At 62.9% G+C, this 15,262-nt stretch carries 14 protein-coding genes; 6 read left to right on the forward strand and 8 right to left on the reverse strand.

Annotated elements, in window-relative coordinates:
* Nucleotides 1-10: 10 nt before the first annotated feature.
* From CTATCC11996_RS01045 to CTATCC11996_RS01055, 3 genes are all read left to right on the forward strand, one after another.
* Nucleotides 11-1,288, forward strand: coding sequence for an MFS transporter (locus CTATCC11996_RS01045; protein WP_003072055.1), 1,278 nt, complete (start codon nt 11-13; stop codon nt 1,286-1,288).
* 215 nt (nt 1,289-1,503) lie between these two features.
* Complete coding sequence (locus tag CTATCC11996_RS01050; RefSeq protein ID WP_003072058.1) at nt 1,504-2,790, forward strand: M20/M25/M40 family metallo-hydrolase; 1,287 nt, start codon at nt 1,504-1,506, stop codon at nt 2,788-2,790.
* Nucleotides 2,791-3,040: 250 nt separating this feature from the next.
* Nucleotides 3,041-3,814, forward strand: coding sequence for a class II aldolase/adducin family protein (locus tag CTATCC11996_RS01055; protein WP_003072061.1), 774 nt, complete (start codon nt 3,041-3,043; stop codon nt 3,812-3,814).
* A gap of 55 nt (nt 3,815-3,869) precedes the next feature.
* Here the strand turns inward: CTATCC11996_RS01055 and CTATCC11996_RS01060 are convergent, their stop codons facing one another.
* From CTATCC11996_RS01060 to mnmG, 7 genes are all read right to left on the reverse strand, one after another.
* Nucleotides 3,870-4,412, reverse strand: a complete 543-nt coding sequence (locus tag CTATCC11996_RS01060) for a GNAT family N-acetyltransferase (RefSeq protein ID WP_003072064.1) — start codon at nt 4,410-4,412, stop codon at nt 3,870-3,872.
* Nucleotides 4,399-5,328: a ParB/RepB/Spo0J family partition protein gene (locus tag CTATCC11996_RS01065; RefSeq protein ID WP_003072066.1), complete on the reverse strand. Its 930-nt coding sequence runs from the start codon at nt 5,326-5,328 to the stop codon at nt 4,399-4,401. The genes CTATCC11996_RS01060 and CTATCC11996_RS01065 overlap by 14 nt, the downstream gene beginning before the upstream one ends.
* Before the next feature lie 15 nt (nt 5,329-5,343).
* A complete protein-coding gene (locus CTATCC11996_RS01070) occupies nt 5,344-5,892 on the reverse strand; it encodes an RBBP9/YdeN family alpha/beta hydrolase (protein WP_034348022.1) in 549 nt (182 codons plus the stop codon).
* 52 nt (nt 5,893-5,944) lie between these two features.
* Nucleotides 5,945-6,715, reverse strand: coding sequence for a ParA family protein (locus tag CTATCC11996_RS01075; RefSeq protein ID WP_003072073.1), 771 nt, complete (start codon nt 6,713-6,715; stop codon nt 5,945-5,947).
* A gap of 12 nt (nt 6,716-6,727) precedes the next feature.
* Nucleotides 6,728-7,339 (reverse strand): LysE family translocator, encoded by a 612-nt coding sequence (locus CTATCC11996_RS01080; RefSeq protein WP_003072075.1) that lies wholly within the window; start codon nt 7,337-7,339, stop codon nt 6,728-6,730.
* A gap of 245 nt (nt 7,340-7,584) precedes the next feature.
* Entirely contained in the window at nt 7,585-8,244 is a 660-nt protein-coding gene (gene rsmG, locus CTATCC11996_RS01085) for a 16S rRNA (guanine(527)-N(7))-methyltransferase RsmG (RefSeq protein WP_003072077.1), read from the reverse strand.
* On the reverse strand, nt 8,241-10,205 hold the full coding sequence (gene mnmG, locus CTATCC11996_RS01090; protein ID WP_003072079.1) for a tRNA uridine-5-carboxymethylaminomethyl(34) synthesis enzyme MnmG: 1,965 nt from the start codon (nt 10,203-10,205) through the stop codon (nt 8,241-8,243). The genes rsmG and mnmG overlap by 4 nt, the downstream gene beginning before the upstream one ends.
* Nucleotides 10,206-10,460: 255 nt before the next feature.
* Here mnmG and CTATCC11996_RS01095 point away from each other — a divergent pair, with 255 nt between their 5' ends.
* The 3 genes from CTATCC11996_RS01095 (at nt 10,461) to CTATCC11996_RS01105 (ending at nt 13,222) form a co-directional block, all read left to right on the forward strand.
* Complete coding sequence (locus tag CTATCC11996_RS01095) at nt 10,461-11,036, forward strand: NADPH-dependent FMN reductase (RefSeq protein ID WP_003072082.1); 576 nt, start codon at nt 10,461-10,463, stop codon at nt 11,034-11,036.
* Nucleotides 11,037-11,144: 108 nt separating this feature from the next.
* Nucleotides 11,145-11,753 (forward strand): glutathione transferase GstA, encoded by a 609-nt coding sequence (gene gstA, locus CTATCC11996_RS01100; RefSeq protein WP_003072084.1) that lies wholly within the window; start codon nt 11,145-11,147, stop codon nt 11,751-11,753.
* A gap of 350 nt (nt 11,754-12,103) precedes the next feature.
* Nucleotides 12,104-13,222 carry an alkene reductase gene (locus CTATCC11996_RS01105; RefSeq protein WP_003072088.1) on the forward strand — a complete coding sequence of 373 codons (1,119 nt, stop codon included), beginning with the start codon at nt 12,104-12,106 and terminating at the stop codon, nt 13,220-13,222.
* 115 nt (nt 13,223-13,337) lie between these two features.
* On the opposite strand, the gene CTATCC11996_RS01110 is transcribed toward CTATCC11996_RS01105, so the two are convergent.
* Nucleotides 13,338-15,026, reverse strand: a complete 1,689-nt coding sequence (locus CTATCC11996_RS01110) for a methyl-accepting chemotaxis protein (RefSeq protein ID WP_003072090.1) — start codon at nt 15,024-15,026, stop codon at nt 13,338-13,340.
* Nucleotides 15,027-15,262: the final 236 nt, after the last annotated feature.

Raw genomic sequence — 15,262 nt, forward strand, 5'->3', positions numbered from 1 at the left:
GATGCGACATATGAACCGCCCTGCCTCCACAACACCTCAAAACCAGGCGCCAGAGACACTGCGCAGTGACGCTCGCACCATCAGCCTCATCGGTCTGGCCCATGGCTCGTCGCACTTCTTCCACCTGCTGCTGCCGCCGTTGTTTCCCTGGCTGATCAAGGACTTCGGCTACAGCTATGCCGAGCTCAGCGTCATGGTTTCGCTGTTCTTCATTGTTTCCGGCACCGGCCAGGCACTGGCCGGCTTTGCGGTGGACCGCTTTGGCGCACGTCCGATTCTGTTTGCCGCCCTCGGCAGCTTTGTGGTGGCAGGCCTGATTGCCAGCACGGCCCAGGGCTACAGCATGCTGCTGGCTGCCTCCTTCTTTGCGGGCCTGGGCAATGCGCCCTTCCACCCCGTGGACTTCACCATCCTCAACAAGCGCGTGTCGCAGCAGCGCATAGGTCATGCGTTCTCGGTGCATGGCCTGTCCGGCAATCTGGGCTGGGCGCTGGCACCGCTGTTCATGGCGGGCATCACCACGGCCACGGGCTCCTGGCGTCTGGCCTGCCTGGGCGGCGCCCTCTGCGCAGCCGTGGTGCTGGCCATCATGGTCTTCAACCGTGACGCGCTCGATGATCGCGCCGAATCCGCAGGTGCTGCCGCCAAGCCGGCTGCCGGAGCCATTGCCGCACCTCAGGAACACCCCATGGCCTTCATGAAGCTGCCATCGGTGTGGCTGTGCTTTTCCTTCTTCTTCTGGAGCACCTGCGCGCTCAGCGCCATCCAGAGCTTTGCCAGCCCGGCCCTGCAATCCATGTACGGGCTGCCGCTTTCCGTGACGGCGCTGATCGTCACCGGCTATATGCTGTGCGGCGCTGCCGGTATGGTCGTGGGCGGCTTTCTGGTCGGCCGCGTGCAGCGGCTGGAGAAGGTGATCTCCATCTGCATGCTGGGCTCGGGCCTGTTGCTGTTTGTCGTCGGCACGGGCTGGCTGCCCGGCATGGCTGCCGTGATCGTGGCTTCTGTCGCCGGTCTGGGCACGGGCCTGGCCGGCCCCTCGCGCGACATGCTGATCAAGCGCGCAGCGCCCCCCGGCGCCACGGGCCGTGTCTACGGCACGGTGTATTCGGGCCTGGATCTGGGCTTTTGCCTGGCCGCGCCGGTCTTCGGCTACATGCTGGACCACCAGATGACCAACGCAGTGTTCTATGGCTCGGCGATTGCGCTGGTGCTGTCGGTGGTCTCGGCCGTCATCGTCGGCGACGGCGTGAGCAAGAAGACCAAATCCCATCTGGCAGCCGCCTGAGCAACAGGCGCAACCCACCCAGCCCTGCCCGCGCAAGCTGCAGGGCTTTTTTGTCGGCGCGAGAGATCAAGTTACCCTGGTATTTATCCCTAGTGGCTCAGCGCTGAGGCCACAAACACGGCTGCTAAGCTGAATTCCCTGAGCGGTGCATCACACCGCCTTTTCTTGCCGTGGCCCTATCCGGGAGCGGCTCGCCCCCCTCAAGGAGAATTTCTATGCGTTGGAACACGCCCTCTGCCCCTTTGCTGCGCGCCCTGCCCCTGGCCCTGGTGCTGGCCTTCGGCTCTGCCCAGGCTGCCTCTCAGACTGAATGGCTGGAGCATGCGAAAAAGGAGCAGCAGCCCTACCTGGATACGCTGCGCGATCTGGTGCATATCGAGTCCGGCAGCAAGGATGTGGCGGGCGTGAAGAAGATTGCCGAATACATTGCCGGCAAGCTGCGCGCGCAGGGCGGCAAGGTCGAGGTGATCGAGCCCAGCGACATCTACCGCCTCGATGACACGCCCGAGAAAGTCGGCTCCATGGTGCATGCCGAATTCAAGGGCAAGGGCAGCAGCCGCATCATGCTGATCGCGCACATGGACACCGTCTATCTGCCCGGCATGCTCAAGGATCAGCCCTTCCGTGTCGACGGCGACAAGGCCTATGGCCTGGGCATTGCCGACGACAAGCAGGGCGTGGCCCTGATCATGCATATCGTGCCCCTGCTCAAGAAGCTGGGCATCGAGGACTACGGCACGCTCACGGTGCTGATCAACGGCGACGAGGAAATCAGCTCGCCCGGAGCACGCAGCACCATCACCCGCCTGGGGGCCGAGCAGGACGCCGTGTTCAGCTTTGAAGGCGGCGGCACCGACGGCAGCCTGCGCCTGGCCACCAGCGGCATCGGCGCCGCCTACCTCAAGGTCACGGGCAAGGCATCGCATGCGGGCGCCAAGCCCGAAGACGGTGTGAATGCGCTGTACGAGCTGTCGCACCAGCTGCTGCAGATGAAGGATCTGTCCCAGCCCCAGGACGGCCTCAAGCTCAACTGGACGGTGTCCAAGGCCGGCACCAACCGCAATGTGGTTCCCGCCGAAGCCTCGGCCCAGGCCGATGCCCGCGCGCTGCGCGTGGCCGACTTCACGGCGCTGGAAAAAGCCATGCAGGACAAGATCGGCAACAAGCTGCTCCCCGCCAGCAAGGTGGAGCTGAAATTCGAAGTGCGCCGCCCGCCGCTGGAGGCCAATGCCACGGCGCGCAAGCTGGCGGCCCATGCCCAGGGCATTTATGAGCAGGAGCTGAAGCTGCCCATGAAGGTCATGGACAAGGCCACGGGCGGCGGCACGGATGCGGCTTTTGCGGCCCTCAAGGCCAAGGGCGGCGTGATCGAGGGCTTCGGTCTGTCGGGCTATGGCGCGCATTCCAACGATGCCGAATATGTGCAGATCAACACCATCGCACCTCGCCTGTATCTGGCCGCCCGCATGATCCAGGACCTGTCGCGCGGCCAGATCAAGTAAGCGCTTTTGATAGCTGCTTTCGCCTGATCAGCTTCGATTTCAGTATAAAAACAATCTACAAATCAACAGGAGCTTGCGATGCAAGCTCCTTTTTTATTCTCAGACTCAGCCAACACCTGCCACGGGCATCGCCACCACGCCTGATCCGAACCGGCCTCGCCCGCGTTTCCAGGCTTCTGTCGCCTAGCCAACAGACCGCTGACGCACGAGTGTCTACATTCATCGAATCAACGATGAAGGAGAGCCGCCCGTGAGCCAAGAGCCCTTGAACATCCCCAGCGTACAGCATCTGGTCAGCCCCGAGGAATGGCAGCTGCGCGTGGACCTGGCCGCCTGCTACCGGCTGGTGGCGCTGTACGGCTGGAGCGATCTGGTCTTCACCCACATCAGCGCGCGGCTGCCGGGCCCCGGGCATCACTTTCTCATCAACCCCTACGGGCTGATGTTTGACGAGATCACGGCCTCCTCGCTGATCAAGGTGGACCTGGGCTGCAACAAGCTCATGGACTCGCCCTTCCCCGTGAACCCGGCCGGCTTCGTCATCCACAGCGCCGTGCACGAGGCGCGTGCCGATGCGCAATGCGTGATCCACACCCACACGCGCGCCGGCGTGGCCGTGGCGGCCCAGAAGAACGGCCTGCTGCCCATCAGCCAGCAAAGCACCTTTGTCCTGGGGTCCCTGGCCTATCACGTCTATGAAGGCGTGGCCTTTCGCGAGGACGAGAAGCCGCGCCTGCTGGCCGACATGGGCGAGGCCAACTTCCTCATGCTGCGCAACCACGGCCTGCTGACCTGCGGCGCCACGATTGCCGATGCCTTTTTGTCCATGTACGTCTTCGAGTCCGCCTGCCAGATCCAGATCGCGGCCCAGTCGGGCGGCACCGAACTCACCGAGGTCGACCCGCAGATTCTGCAAGGCATCGCCCATGCCATGAAGGTACAGACCGGCGGCATGGGCGGCCAGTTTGCCTGGCCCGCCCTGCTGCGCAAGCTCGACCGAATCGACCCCGGCTACCGCAGCTAGAACACCACACCGGAATCAAAAAAGGGCATCCGAAGGGATGCCCTTTTTTGTAGCATCAGCTGCGGCGAATACGGTAGAGACAGTGCTCAGCCAGCGCGTGCCCAGCTGGCAGATCAGGGTGCATGAATGTCTGCGCATCGGGCTGCATTCCCAGGCGCTGCATTACGGCCTGCGAGGGCTTGTTCGGCACCGCCGTGAACGCCACAACTTCATCCAGCAGCAGCTCATTCCACGCAAAATCCAGCGCGGCTTTTGCACCCTCTGTCGCCAGACCTTTGCCCCAGTATGGCCGGGCCAGCCGCCAGCCCACTTCCACGCAGGGTGAAAACGGTAGCTCTGCTGCGGGAGTGTGCAAGCCAATCATCCCTGCCAAGTGCCCGGTGGCTCTATCCTGCGCAACCCAGAATCCCCAGCCACGCTCGGCAATCAGAGCTTCGGCCTTGGCGGCCAGGGCATCGCTGGCCTGCCTGTCCAGCACGCTTGGGAAGTAGCGCATGACTTCCGTGTCCGCATTGAGCGCGGCAAACTCCGGCAAATCCTGCGGCGTCCATTGCCGCAGAATCAGCCTTGGCGTGGTCAGGCACTCAGGCTTCACCACGCAGCTTTTCGATGATGCCGTTGAGCTCGTCAAGCGAGCCGAACTGGATGGCGATCTCGCCCATTTCCTGCTGCTTGCCGTGGCGACGCACGGTCTTCTTGATGCGCACCTCTACATCGGCCGTAAGCAGGTCGGACAGCTCTTCCTCGATGCGTTTCACGTCGCGCGACTTGCCATCCTTCTTGGCCTTCTGGCGCGTGAGATTGAACTCGGCACCGATCTTCTTGACCAGCGACTCGGCCTCGCGCACCGACATCTTCTTGGCCGCGATCTGGTTGCCTGCCGTGATCTGGGTGGCGCGGTCCAGCGTCAGCAGTGCCCGCGCATGGCCCATGTCGATATCGCCGGCCATCAGCATGGTCTGCACGGGCTCGGCCAGATTCAGCAGACGCAGCAGATTGGTGGCGGCGCTGCGCGAGCGGCCCACGGCCTGCGCGGTCTGCTCGTGGGTCAGACCGAACTCCTTGACCAGGCGGGCCAGCCCCTGCGCCTCTTCCAGCGGATTCAGGTCTTCGCGCTGAATGTTCTCGATCAGTGCCATGGCCGCAGCGGCTTCATCGGGCACCTCGCGCACCAGCACCGGCACCTCCGACAGACCCGCGATATGCGCGGCACGGAAGCGCCGTTCGCCGGCAATGATCTCGTACTTGCCGGCGTTGTCGCCCCGGGAGAGCTGGCGCACCAGAATCGGCTGCATGATGCCCTGGGCCTTGATGCTCTCGGCCAGTTCGTACAAGGCGCCTTCGTCCATGCGGGTGCGCGGCTGGTACTGGCCGGCCACCATCACATTGAGTGCCAGCGTGCTCGGCAGATTGGCCTGAGACCCGCTCGCTGCGGCCTGCTCTGCTTCACTGACCTTGGGGCCCAGCAGGGCTTCCAGACCACGTCCCAGGCCCTTGGGTTTCTTAGTCACCATTGCTGAATTCTTTCTTTAAAGGGAGAGCAGCAGCTCATGCCCGGCTTCCCACAGTCCCAGTCCGCTGGCCGTGTTGATATGGCCTGCGGCACCCGCATTCACGAAGCGGCTGCCCCAGCCCTGTGCCATGGCCTGTGCGCGTGCTACAGAGCAGTTGGGGTCGTTCTCGCTGCCCACCAGTATCGACGGGAAGGGCAGCTTTTGCAGCAGCACGGGCGACCAGCCCGGCAGGACGCCACGCAGACTCTCCTGCTCGGTGTCGCCGGGGGCCACCAGCAACGCACCGCGCACCTTGCTCCTGGCTACTTGAGAATGTGCCGCCCACCAGGCCACCAGCACGCAGCCCAGGCTGTGCGCCACCAGAGTGACGGGAGCAGGAGCGTCGAGCACGGTTTCCTGCAAGCGAATGCTCCAGTCACCACGCAGCGGATGCTGCCAGCTGTGCTGCTCCAGCCGTTGGTAGCCGTACTGCTCCTGCCACAGACTTTGCCAGTGGCCGGGGTCGGAGTTCTGCCAGCCGGGCAGCAGCCAGACATGCTGCGGGTTCAGTGCTTCAGAGGTCATGACCATTGGCGATGGCTAAATAGGAGACGGGGAGCTGTTTCACGTGAAACACTCACATTTTCTTGATACGGCGCACCATCTCTTCGGCGAACTCGACAAAGGCCTTGCTGCCCTTGGCCGAGGCGTCGAACACCACGCCCGGCAGGCCGTAGCTGGGGGCTTCGGCCAGGCGCACATTGCGCGGGATCACGGTATCGAACACCTTGTCGCCGAAATGCTCCTTAAGCTGGTCGCTGACCTGCTGCTGCAGCGTGGTGCGCGGATCGAACATCACGCGCAGCAGACCGATGATCTGCAGGTCGGGATTCATGTTCGCATGCACCTGCTTGATGGTGTTGACCAGATCGGTCAGGCCTTCCAGTGCAAAGTACTCGCACTGCATGGGCACGATCACGCCATGAGCCGAGCACAGACCGTTCAATGTCAGCATGGACAGCGAAGGCGGGCAGTCGATCAGCACAAAGTCATAGTCGGCGGCCACGGCCTGCAGAGCGGTCTTGAGACGCTCGTTGCGGCGCTCCAGCGAGACCAGCTCGATCTCGGCGCCCGACAGCTCGCGGTTGGCGCCCAGCACGTCATAGCCGACCTGCTCGGACTTCTGGGCCACTTCCTTGATGCTGGCGTTTTCCAGCAGCACGTCGTAGACCGTCAACTCCAGCGCGCGCTTGTCCACGCCGGAGCCCATGGTGGCATTGCCCTGCGGGTCCAGGTCGATCAGCAACACACGCTGGCCGACCTTGGCCAGACCGGCGGCAAGATTGACCGTGGTCGTGGTCTTGCCCACTCCACCCTTTTGATTGGCAACGCAGAAAATTTTGGCCATTGAACTTCTCTTTTAGTTGGCGGCCAGCTTGAGGCCAAAACCGATCAGAAACACACCGGCTGTTTTTTCCAGCCACTTCACCACGGCCGGATTGGCACGCAGACGCTCTGCCAACACCGTGGTCAGCGTCACCACGATGACGCTGTAGATAAAGGTAATTGCCGCCACCGTGGCAGCCATCACGCCAAAGGTGACGGCGCCCTGGTGATTGGCAGGGTCTACGAACATGGGAAAGAACGCCATGTAGAACACGATGGCCTTGGGGTTCATCAGAGTGATCAGAGCACCCTGACGGAAATACTGGCGCGGCTGGATTTCAATGGCTGGTGCATCGCCGGGCCTGGCCGTAAGCAGCTTGTAGCCCAGCCAGGCCAGATAGGCCGCCCCCACCCATTGCACGGCATGGAAGGCCGCGGGATAGGCGGCCAGCACCGCCGCCACACCGGCCACGGCCAGCCACATCAGCACCTGGTCGGCAGCCATCACGCCCAGGCAGCATGCAAGGCCCGCTCTCCATCCGCCCTTGCCCGTGGAGGTAATCAAGGCCAGATTGCCTGGCCCGGGGATCAGCAAGAAAACGGTAACGGCGGCTGCAAAAGCGCCGTAATCAGAGATGCCAAACATTCAAACCCTGCGCGATGGAAAACAGCAAGTTTATGCGAGGGCCATGACCGGCGCATCTGCATTGCGCAGATGTTGTCCGATACGGTGTGTAAAAAAAACGGTTTCCGCCGTGGCCAGCGACTTCGACATGCCGGCCCAGGTCGAGGACACCGAGCAAAGGCCCAGGCGGCCCAGGCGGCCCCGCGGCCCTGCGGCGAGAAGGCGCCGCCCCCTTCCAGGGGGAAGCGGCAAAGCCGCTCAGGGGGTTACTTGATTTTCAACCAGATCACGCAGCGCTCGGCATCAAGGCCGGGCACGGCCAAAGGTTCCACGTGAAACACCTTCACGTCGGCAGGCAGCGCAGCAATTTCCTCATCGGGGTGCTTGCCCTTCATGGCAAACCAGATTCCGCCCTCGGCCAGAGCCTTGCGCGACCAGGTCGTGAAGTCCACCAGGGACGCAAAGGCGCGGCAGCTGATGACCGGGTACTGGGTCTTGAGGTTTTCCACCCGGTCATGAATGCCGCGCAGATTGGGCAGGCGCAAGGATGCAGCCACCTGCTGGATGAAAGCGGCCTTCTTGCCCACGGTATCCACACAGTTCACATCGATCTGCGGGCAGCAGATGGCAAACACCACACCAGGCAGACCACCGCCGGAGCCCACGTCCAGCAGCGGCAGACGCTTGCCCTCTTCCAGCGGCAGGCTGCTCACATGTCGCAGCAAAGCGGGCACGGCAGCCAGGCTGTCGAGCAGGTGATGCGTCAGCATCTCCTGGGGATCACGCACCGACGTCAGGTTGTAGACCTTGTTCCACTTCTGCAGCAGATCCATGAAGGACATCAGCAGATCGATCTGGGCCGGGGCCAGATCCAGCTTCAGTGCCTGAACGCCCTGCTCCAGCTGAGTACGCAAAACCTGGCTCATGCGGAAGCCTCTTCGTTCTGATTGGCAAAGCCCTTGAAGCCGCCTTTTTTCAGATGCACCATGAGCAGCGAGATGGCAGCAGGCGTCACCCCCGAAATACGCGAAGCCTGACCCAGGGTTTCGGGTCTGTGCTTTTGCAGCTTCTGGCGCACCTCGAAGGACAGTGCCGCCACCTGCATATAGTCAAACTCCAGCGGCAGACGCAGGCGCTCGAAATGCGCGGCACGCTCCACCTCATCCTTCTGACGATCGATATAGCCAGAGTACTTGGCGGCAATCTCCACCTGCTCGATCACCGGGGCGCTGAGTTCGCCCAGCGCCTCGGGCTGCACATCGGCACTGGCGTACTTGCCCTCGTTCATGCCCATGAGCTTGTCGTAGTCCACACCCGGGCGACGCAGCAGGTCGAACAGGTTGTATTCGCGCTCCATGGCCTTGCCCAGCACGCGCTCGGATTCTTCCGCAGCCACGACACGCGGGTTCACCCAGGTGGACTTGAGGCGCTCTGTTTCACGTGAAACAGCATCGCGCTTGCGGCTGAAGGAGTCCCAGCGCGCATCATCGACCAGACCCATCTGGCGACCCGCTTCGGTCAGGCGCATATCGGCATTGTCTTCGCGCATCTGCAGGCGGAACTCGGCGCGGCTGGTGAACATGCGATAGGGCTCGGTCACGCCCTTGGTGATCAGATCGTCGACCAGCACGCCCAGATAGGCCTCGTCGCGACGCGGCATCCAGGGGCCTTCGCCACGGCACTGCAGCGCTGCGTTCAGGCCCGCGAACAGACCCTGAGCGGCCGCCTCTTCATAGCCGGTCGTGCCATTGATCTGGCCCGCGAAGAACAGACCCTGGATCTGCTTGGTCTCGAAGCTGCTCTTGAGCGAGCGCGGATCGAAGTAGTCGTACTCGATGGCATAGCCTGGGCGCAGGATATGGGCGTTCTCCAGCCCCTTCATGCTGCGCACCAGTTCGTACTGAATGTCGAACGGCAGGCTGGTGGAGATCCCGTTGGGGTAGAACTCGTGCGTGGTCAGGCCTTCGGGCTCCAGAAAGATCTGGTGGCTTTCCTTGTCCGCAAAACGGTTGATCTTGTCTTCCACGCTGGGGCAGTAACGCGGACCCACGCCCTCGATCTTGCCGGTGAACATGGGACTGCGGTCAAAGCCGCTGCGAATGATCTCGTGCGTGCGCGCATTGGTGTGCGTGATCCAGCAAGGCATCTGGCGGGGATGCATGGCACGGTTGCCCATGAAGCTGAACACGGGCACTTCGCCCTCGTTGACGCCGCCTGGCATGCCGTCGCCGGGTTGCTCCTCGCACTGGCTGAAGTCGATGCTGCGGCCGTCGATGCGCGGGGGCGTGCCGGTCTTCAGGCGCCCCTGCGGCAGCTGGAGCTCCTTCAGGCGTGCCGACAGGCTCACAGCGGGGGGATCGCCCGCACGGCCTGCTGCATAGTTGTTCAGGCCCACGTGGATCTTGCCGTCGAGGAAGGTGCCCGCCGTCAGCACCACGGTACGGCTGCGGAACTTGAGACCCACCTGGGTGACGGCACCGACCACGCGGTCGCCCTCCACCATCAGATCATCCACGGCCTGCTGGAAGAGCCAGAGATTGGGCTGGTTTTCCAGCATCTCGCGAATCGCGGCCTTGTACAGAATGCGGTCGGCCTGGGCGCGCGTGGCACGCACGGCCGGTCCCTTGGAGCTGTTCAGAATGCGGAACTGGATGCCGCCCTTGTCGGTCGCCAGGGCCATGGCTCCGCCCAGGGCATCGACCTCCTTGACCAGGTGGCCCTTGCCGATGCCGCCGATGCTGGGGTTACAGCTCATCTGCCCCAGGGTTTCGATATTGTGGGTCAGCAGCAATGTCTTGCTGCCCATGCGCGCAGCGGCCAACGCAGCCTCGGTGCCGGCGTGACCGCCACCGACCACGATCACGTCAAATTCCTGTGGGTACAACATATTTCTGCTCCGGGCCAAGCCCGGCCCTTGCCCCTGCACGAAGCAACCATGCCTCGGCTCTCATGGCAGGCGGACATGTTTTCGCGCCATGTCCAGCCCTGCGGGGAACCTGCAATTTTCCCACCATTGGCGCAACAATGCCTTGCCAGGGGGGTTTCACGTGAAACATGGCAGCCAGAGCTACGGCCTAGATGTTTGCCCTGATCACCCTGCCTACGCATGAAAAGTGCAATCGCTCTGTGCTGCAATGCCTGCATGCAAATCCTCATTTTTGCGGGCAGCACCCGCCAAGACTCGTACAACCGCAAACTGGCCAAGGTGGCCGCCTCCATCGCCCGGCAGCAAGGCGCAGAGCCCAGCCTGCTGGAGCTGTCGGACTACGACATCCCCCTCTACAACGCCGACCTCGAAGCGCAGGGAACTCCAGCCGATGTCATTCGCCTCAAGCAGGCCATGCACAGCCATGCTGCCTGGATTGTCTGCAGCCCCGAGTACAACGGCAGCTACCCTGCCCTGCTCAAGAACGCGATCGACTGGGCCTCCAGCCCGGTCAAGGGCGATGCGAAGTGGTCCGATGGCGTCCTGCCGTTTCGCAACAAGGTCGTCGGCATGGCCAGTGCCTCGCCTGGCGGTCTTGGAGGCCTGAGAGCGCAGTCACACCTCGCTGCGCTGCTATTGAACCTGGAATGCTGGGTGGCACCGCGCAGCCATGCCGTGAGCCAGGCGGGCGAGGCTTTCGATGCCCAGGGTCATCTGCTGCGCGCCCAGAACCAGCAAGGCATGGAGGCACTGGTGCAGCAGGTGCTGTGGGCTGCAGGGCGCCTGGGCTGAGCAATCCCCCACGGATACGGACTACTTGCTGTCGGCTGCATATGCATATGACATGCAACCGGTTTAGCATGGGCACTTGTCTTTTCATTGCATAGAGAGCCACTCACCATGAAGCTTTACTACAGCCCCGGCGCCTGCTCCCTGTCTCCGCACATCGTGCTGCATGAAGCAGACCTGCAGCATGAAACTGTGATGGTCAGCACCAAGAGCCACAAGCTCCAGGACGGAACGGATTACTACGGCATCAATCCTCTGGGCTATGTGCCTTTTCTGGTGCTGGACAACGGCGACACCTTGCACGAAGGCCCGGCCATTGTTCAATACCTGGCCGACCTGGCCCCCGAGAAAAACCTGGCGCCCGCCAACGGCACGGTGGCCCGCTACCACCTGCAGGAATGGCTGAACTTCATCAGCACCGAGGTGCACAAGGGCTTCGGCCCCTTGTTCAATCCTGCAACGCCAGAGGATTACAAGCCCCTGGCACGCGCCAGCGTGCTCAAGCGCCTGGCCTGGGTCAACGAGCAACTCGCCAACAAGACCTATCTGATGGGCGACCAGTTCACCGTGGCCGATGCCTACTTCTTCACGGTCACGGGCTGGGCCCAGTTTGTGGGCCTGGACATCTCCGAGCTCGAGCACATCCAGGCCTACCGCGAGCGCATTCTGGCGCGCCCCGCAGTACAGGCCGCCATGAAGGCAGAAGGCTTGCTGAAGTAAGTCTTTTGACACCCATGCAAACTGAGAACGTATTTACGATCTCTACGCAGCCGCGTTGGAGCGCAATCGGGATGAGTTCGAAGCGATGGCTCGCCGCTTGCACCGGGGTGCAAGCAAGAGACAGCGCACAGAAATCGCCCGATTTCGCTCCAACCCTTCGGGACAGTGTCTTTGCGGGCGGTCTGCGGCGTTGCGAATCCTCGCAATAGCACAGCTATTGCTGCGGTATCGCGCGCGGGGGGCCGCCCCCTTGCATCCCATCCCGCAAAGCCTCTGTCGCGGCGCGAGGAGATCGTAAACACGTTCTAGGAGCTCGGTACCCACCGAGCTTTTTTCATCTGGAGTTCTGCATGACCTCATTGTTCGACCCGATTGAAGCGGGCAGCCTGCGCCTGCCCAACCGCATTGCCATGGCACCGCTGACGCGCAACCGCGCTCCCGACGCGGTACCCACGCCGCTGATGCAAACCTACTATGTCCAGCGCGCCTCTGCCGGCCTGCTGATCAGCGAAGGCACGGCCATCAGCCACCAGGGACAGGGCTATGCCGACGTACCCGGTCTGTACGGCCAAGAGCAACTGCAGGCCTGGAAGAAAGTCACCGATGCCGTGCATGCCAAGGGCGGGCGCATCGTCACCCAGCTCTGGCATGTGGGCCGCATCTCCCACAACGTGCTGCAGCCCGACCTGCAGGCGCCGGTCGCGCCGTCGGCGCTGACGGCCCGCTCCAAGACTTTTGTGATCGACCGCGAGACGGGACAAGGCCAGTTTGTCGCCACCTCGGCGCCGCGCGCACTCGAGCAGAAGGAGCTGCCGGGCATTGTTCACAGCTTCGCCACCGCAGCGCGCGAGGCCGTGCATTCGGCGGGCTTCGATGGCGTGGAGCTGCATGCAGCCAACGGCTATCTGCTCGATCAATTCCTCAAGACCGGCACCAACCAGCGCAGCGACGACTACGGCGGCAGCATCGAAAACCGGGCCCGCCTGGTGCTGGAATGCGTGCGCGCTGTGGCCGATGCCATCGGTGCCGGCAGGTTCGGCATCCGCATCTCTCCGGTCACACCAGCCAACGACATCGTGGACGAAAACCCGCAGGCACTGTTTGAATATCTGGTGCGCCAGCTCGCGCCGCTGGGCCTGTCCTATATCCATGTGATCGAAGGCGCAACTGGCGGCCCGCGCGAACTCGCGGATCGCCCCTTCGACTACCAGGCACTCAAGCAGGCCTATCGCTCAGCGGGCGGCAAGGGAGTCTGGATGGTCAACAACGGCTATGACCGCCAGCTGGCGACGCGTGCGGTGGAAAGCGGCTATGCCGATGTCGTGGCCTTCGGCAAGGCCTATATCTCCAACCCCGATCTGGTGCACCGTCTGCGCGACGATCTGCCGCTCAATGCCTGGAACAGCGAACGCTTCTACGGCGGCGGGGCCGACGGCTATACCGACTACCCTGCGCTCGCCAGCCAGTAAGCACGAGCGGGCTGCAGGCCCCGTCACCGCTTGCGCCAGCAGCTGTTGAACGAAAGAAAAAAGCCCGGTGCAGCGCAGCAACCGGGCTTTTTTGTGGGCGTGCTCCGCCCGAGGATCAGGCCTGTTCGAGCAACTGCTGCTTCTGGCCCGGCAAAGCCACCTGGGCAGAGGCCACCTGGGCAGGCGCCATACCGGGATGGGCGGCAGTTCTGGGGCTGCGCTGTGCGGCATGCAGCGCGCCGCCGGCCAGCTTGAACTGGCTGACCAGCTGTGCCAGTCGCGCCGCCTGCTCGCGCAGCGATTCTGCGGCGGCGGCAGACTCTTCCACCAGTGCCGCATTCTGCTGGGTCATGCGGTCGATATCGCCCACGGCCTGGTTGACCTGGCTGATGCCCAGCGACTGCTCGCTGGACGCCGCTGTAATCTCGCCAATGATGTCGCCCACACGTTGTGCGCTGTCCACGGTCTCCTGCATGGCCTTGCCTGCGCTCTCCACCTGGCGCGCGCCCACATCCACGGTCTGCACGCTGGTGTTGATCAGCGACTTGATCTCGTTGGCAGCCTGGGCCGAGCGCTGGGCCAGGCTGCGAACCTCGGCCGCCACCACGGCAAAACCACGGCCTTGCTCGCCGGCACGGGCCGCTTCCACGGCGGCATTCAGCGCCAGGATATTGGTCTGGAAAGCAATGGAATCAATCAGACCGATGATGTCGCCGATCTTGCGGCTGGAGGCCGAAATTTCCTGCATGCTGTTGACGGCCTGGCCGACGATCTGGCCGCCCTGCACGGCCGTCGAAGAGGCCGAGGCCGCCAGCTGGTTGGCCAGTTGCGAAGACGATGCGGTCTGCTGCACCGTGGCCGTCAGCTGAGCCAGCGACGCGACGGTTTCCTGCAGATTGCTGGCCGTCTGTTCGGTGCGGGCCGACAGATCCTGGTTGCCCGTGGCAATTTCCTGGCTGGCCGTGGCGATATTGCCGCTGGCATCGCGCACCTGGGCCACCGTGGTGCCCAGCGACTGCTGCATCTGGTCCAGCGCACGCTGCAGATCCGTCAGCTCATCCTTGCCGCTGACCTCGACCTTGTGCGACAGATCGCCGCCAGCAATCGTCAGTGCCATCTGACGGGCCACTTCAAGCGGACGGCAGATGGACAGCATGTTCAGCAAAGTCAGCGGAATCACCACCACCAGCGCCAGGATCACGGCCACCACAAACATCCAGCGTGTCTGGTCGGCCACGTCGCGCTCGGCCGCAGCCAGTGCGTCGGCCTGCTGGCGCAGCAGCTTGTCCAGCTGCGCCAGCAGCTTGTCGGCCTCCATGACTTCGGCCAGAGCCTTGCCGCTCATGCGGTTGGCCGTGGTGGCCGAATCATAGCCACCGGCCTCCAGCTGGCGCGCCACAGGCTCGAAGAGCTTTCGATAAGCGTCGATATGCCCAATGATGCTCTTGGTCAGCTGTGCGTCCTGTGCATTCTGGTCGGTCACAAACTTGCCCAATGTCACCTTGGATTTGTCGATGAACATGACCCATTGCTGATAGGCCTTGCGCACCTCTTCGGGCTTTTCGTACTGGATGACCATGTCCTTCTCGCTGGAACGGATGCCACCCAGCTCGGTGCGCAGCTGCGCCATATGGCCCGATTTGACAAAGGCGTTGCTCAGAAACTCCTGGCTCATGTCCTGGATGCGGAACATGCCCAACATCCCGGCGCCCCCCAGCAAGCCCAGCAACACCATCACCACACCAATGGCGCCCATCATGCGCGTGCGGATGGTGAAGCCCCGCATCATTTCCAACAGACTCATGAATCTCTCTCCACTTTGAACGACTGGCATTGTCGGGCCAGAACTTGCAAATTGTTTCAGATTGTCACCGACACCGAGAAAAACCCGTGACTGCGATGCCCAAGCCATGGCGATGTGCAATATGACAAGTTCTTATCGGCAGTCTTTGCGGCTTATCAACCCTGCCGGCTTCATGTCTTGTCAAAGGCTTGACCTTGCCATGATGTTAGGGTTGACCATTCAAGACATGGAGTCCG

The sequence above is a fragment of the Comamonas testosteroni ATCC 11996 genome (assembly GCF_000241525.1).
Classification (GTDB): domain Bacteria; phylum Pseudomonadota; class Gammaproteobacteria; order Burkholderiales; family Burkholderiaceae_C; genus Comamonas; species Comamonas testosteroni.

What these genes read in the sequence shown, in the direction of transcription:
- CTATCC11996_RS01045 (WP_003072055.1), top strand. Translation starts at nt 11, where the DNA reads ATGAACCGCCCTGCCTCCACAACACCTCAAAACCAGGCGCCAGAGACA.
- CTATCC11996_RS01050 (WP_003072058.1), top strand. Translation starts at nt 1,504, where the DNA reads ATGCGTTGGAACACGCCCTCTGCCCCTTTGCTGCGCGCCCTGCCCCTG.
- CTATCC11996_RS01105 (WP_003072088.1), top strand. Translation starts at nt 12,104, where the DNA reads ATGACCTCATTGTTCGACCCGATTGAAGCGGGCAGCCTGCGCCTGCCC.
- CTATCC11996_RS01065 (WP_003072066.1), bottom strand. Translation starts at nt 5,328, where the DNA reads ATGGTGACTAAGAAACCCAAGGGCCTGGGACGTGGTCTGGAAGCCCTG.
- CTATCC11996_RS01075 (WP_003072073.1), bottom strand. Translation starts at nt 6,715, where the DNA reads ATGGCCAAAATTTTCTGCGTTGCCAATCAAAAGGGTGGAGTGGGCAAG.
- gstA (WP_003072084.1), top strand. Translation starts at nt 11,145, where the DNA reads ATGAAGCTTTACTACAGCCCCGGCGCCTGCTCCCTGTCTCCGCACATC.
- CTATCC11996_RS01110 (WP_003072090.1), bottom strand. Translation starts at nt 15,026, where the DNA reads ATGAGTCTGTTGGAAATGATGCGGGGCTTCACCATCCGCACGCGCATG.
- CTATCC11996_RS01070 (WP_034348022.1), bottom strand. Translation starts at nt 5,892, where the DNA reads ATGACCTCTGAAGCACTGAACCCGCAGCATGTCTGGCTGCTGCCCGGC.
- rsmG (WP_003072077.1), bottom strand. Translation starts at nt 8,244, where the DNA reads ATGAGCCAGGTTTTGCGTACTCAGCTGGAGCAGGGCGTTCAGGCACTG.
- mnmG (WP_003072079.1), bottom strand. Translation starts at nt 10,205, where the DNA reads ATGTTGTACCCACAGGAATTTGACGTGATCGTGGTCGGTGGCGGTCAC.
- CTATCC11996_RS01095 (WP_003072082.1), top strand. Translation starts at nt 10,461, where the DNA reads ATGCAAATCCTCATTTTTGCGGGCAGCACCCGCCAAGACTCGTACAAC.
- CTATCC11996_RS01080 (WP_003072075.1), bottom strand. Translation starts at nt 7,339, where the DNA reads ATGTTTGGCATCTCTGATTACGGCGCTTTTGCAGCCGCCGTTACCGTT.